Source organism: Micromonospora maritima (assembly GCF_902825405.1).
Lineage (GTDB): Bacteria > Actinomycetota > Actinomycetes > Mycobacteriales > Micromonosporaceae > Micromonospora > Micromonospora maritima.
The window spans coordinates 1-2,675 of sequence record NZ_CADEAU010000639.1 but is presented as its reverse complement, the minus strand read 5'-3'; the positions used below and the strand labels follow the sequence as shown (position 1 = coordinate 2,675).

Sequence of the window (2,675 nt, the reverse complement as noted above, 5' to 3'; positions counted from 1 at the left end):
CAGGGACGACCGTTCGTCGTCGGCTCCGGATCGGCGGGCCGGTCCTCCCGGGGCGGGGGAGCGCCGCCGGGCTCCGGCTCGCTCCTCCCGCTCACAGGCCCTCCGCCCGGTCCTCGCCCAGCGCGGTCAACCGGTCCCGCAGCCGCGACGCCTCCGCCGGGCGCAGACCGGGCACCCGGGCGTCGCTGGCCGCCGCGGCGGTGTGCAGCTGCACCGTGGCCAGGTCGAAGGCACGCTCCAGCGGACCGGCGCTCACGTCCACGAACTGCATCCGGGAGTACGGCACGATGGAGAGCCGCCGGACCAGCAGACCGTGCCGGACGAGCAGGTCGTCGTCGCGCTCGGCGTACCCCCAGGCGCGGACCGCGCGCACGATGGTGACCGCGCGCCAGACGGACAGCAGCAGCGCCGCCCCGATCGCGGCGCCCGGCAGCCAGTGGCCGGCGACGGCCCAGACCACGCCGAGCACCACCAGCGCCACGGCCAGCACGATGCCGAGCCGGATCAGCTCCACCCAGATCAGGTCGCGGGAGATCGGCTGCCAGCGGACCGTCTCCGGCCAGGGCTCCAGCGGCCCGGGCGGCGCGGGCGGCGGGCCGGCGCGGTCGGCACCGCTCACTTGGCGGACCCGCCGCGTCGGCGGACGGCGCGTGGTCGGACGGTCTGTGCGTTCACGATTCGAGCGTAGGCGATTCCGGCAGCCGCACCACCTCGCGCAGGAAGCCGCGCGCGTCGAGGAAGTCACCGAGCGAGGCGCGGTGCGCCGGACAGGCCAGCCAGGTCTTGCGCCGCTCGGGCGCGTGCAGTCGGGGATTGTGCCAGCGCAGCTGGAACACCGCGGGGGCGCGACATCCCCGCGCCGAGCAGATCAGCGCCTGGTCAGGTGAGGGAGTCGTCACCGGGGCGAGTCTAGGGCCGCACGCCGGGAGTTTGAGCGCCGGGCGGCCACGGGGGGAGCCGCCCGGCGACGGGGTGAATCGTACACACGCCGGACCCCTTGTTGTCCACCCGTGTTCAGCGTTTTCCAGCGCGGTGGGACGGCGTGGCGAAATCGTGCCTCTCCCGCCCTCGGCTCTCAGCAAGGCATGACAGTCTTAATGCGCACCACGCCACGACGACGACCCAGCTGTGGAGGACCGGTGGCCCAGCCGACCACGCCCGACGTGCCGAACCCGACCGAGGCGGCGCCGGACGCGCCGCCGCCGTCGACCACCACCCCGGCGCAGGACGCCACGCTGCTGGAGCGGGCGCTGTTCGAGACCAAACGGGTGATCGTCGGCCAGGACCGGATGGTCGAGCGGATGTTCGTCGCGCTGCTGGCCCGCGGGCACTGCCTGCTGGAGGGCGTGCCGGGGGTGGCCAAGACGCTCGCCGTGGAGACGCTCGCCCGGGTCGTCGGCGGTTCCTTCGCCCGGGTGCAGTTCACCCCGGACCTGGTGCCCGCCGACATCATGGGCACCCGGATCTACCGGCAGTCCAGCGAGAAGTTCGACGTCGAGCTGGGCCCGGTCTTCGTCAACTTCCTGCTCGCCGACGAGATCAACCGGGCGCCGGCCAAGGTGCAGTCGGCGCTGCTGGAGGTGATGAGCGAGCGGCAGGTCTCCATCGGCGGCGAGAGCCACCGGGTGCCCGACCCGTTCCTGGTGATGGCCACCCAGAACCCGATCGAGCAGGAGGGCGTCTACCCGCTGCCCGAGGCGCAGCGGGACCGGTTCCTCATGAAGATCGTGGTGGGCTACCCGACCGACGCCGAGGAACGCGAGATCGTCTACCGGATGGGCGTGGCGCCGCCCGAGCCGAACCGGGTGTTCGACACCCCGGACCTGGTCGCCCTCCAGCACAAGGCCGACCAGGTGTTCGTGCACAACGCGCTCGTCGACTACGCGGTCCGCCTGGTGCTCGCCACCCGCGCCCCGGCCGAGCACGGCATGCCCGACGTGGCCCAGCTCATCCAGTACGGCGCCAGCCCGCGCGCCTCACTCGGCCTGGTCCGGGCCACCCGCGCGCTGGCGCTGCTGCGCGGCCGGGACTACGCGCTGCCGCAGGACGTGCAGGACATCGCGCCGGACATCCTGCGCCACCGGCTGGTGCTCAGCTACGACGCGCTCGCCGACGACGTGCCGGCCGACCACATCGTGCACCGGGTGATGTCGACCATCCCGCTGCCCGCGGTCGCGCCCCGCCAGCAGGCCACGCCGCCGCCGGCGACCGTGCCGCACAACGGTTGGCCCGGGCAGCGGCCGTGACCCCGCCGACAGGGCTGTCGGCCACCGGCGACCGCTCGGGCGCCGTGCTGGCCCGGCTCCAGCTCATGGTCACCCGCAAACTGGACGGGCTGCTCCAGGGCGACTACGCCGGCCTGCTGCCGGGCCCGGGCAGCGAGGCGGGGGAGTCCCGGGAGTACCGCCCCGGCGACGACGTGCGCCGGATGGACTGGCCGGTCACCGCCCGCACCACCATGCCGCACGTGCGGCGTACGGTGGCCGACCGCGAGCTGGAGACCTGGCTGGCGGTCGACCTGTCGGCCAGCCTGGACTTCGGCACCGGGCGGTGGCTCAAGCGGGACGTGGCCGTCGCCGCGGTGGCCGCGCTGGCCCACCTCACCGTGCGCGGCGGCAACCGGATCGGTGCGGTGGTCGGCACCGGCGCGCCGGCGACGCCCGGCCGGTGGCGGG

At 74.5% G+C, this 2,675-nt stretch carries 4 protein-coding genes; 2 read left to right on the top strand and 2 right to left on the bottom strand.

Translation table 11 applies throughout. The annotated features are described in order from the left end of the window. Positions 1-91: 91 nt before the first annotated feature. Both HUW36_RS30390 and HUW36_RS30385 read right to left on the bottom strand, forming a co-directional pair. On the bottom strand, positions 92-619 hold the full coding sequence (locus HUW36_RS30390; protein WP_174531229.1) for a PH domain-containing protein: 528 nt from the start codon (positions 617-619) through the stop codon (positions 92-94). A 52-nt stretch (positions 620-671) separates the two neighbouring features. After that, positions 672-899, bottom strand: a complete 228-nt coding sequence (locus HUW36_RS30385; protein WP_174531228.1) for a hypothetical protein — start codon at positions 897-899, stop codon at positions 672-674. Positions 900-1,139: 240 nt separating this feature from the next. Between HUW36_RS30385 and HUW36_RS30380 the strand changes: the two genes are divergently transcribed. Continuing rightward, positions 1,140-2,246 (top strand): AAA family ATPase, encoded by a 1,107-nt coding sequence (locus HUW36_RS30380; protein ID WP_174531227.1) that lies wholly within the window; start codon positions 1,140-1,142, stop codon positions 2,244-2,246. Beyond that, the coding region (locus HUW36_RS30375) for a DUF58 domain-containing protein (protein ID WP_174531226.1) at positions 2,225-2,675 on the top strand (451 nt) is incomplete at its 3' end. The genes HUW36_RS30380 and HUW36_RS30375, both read left to right, overlap by 22 nt.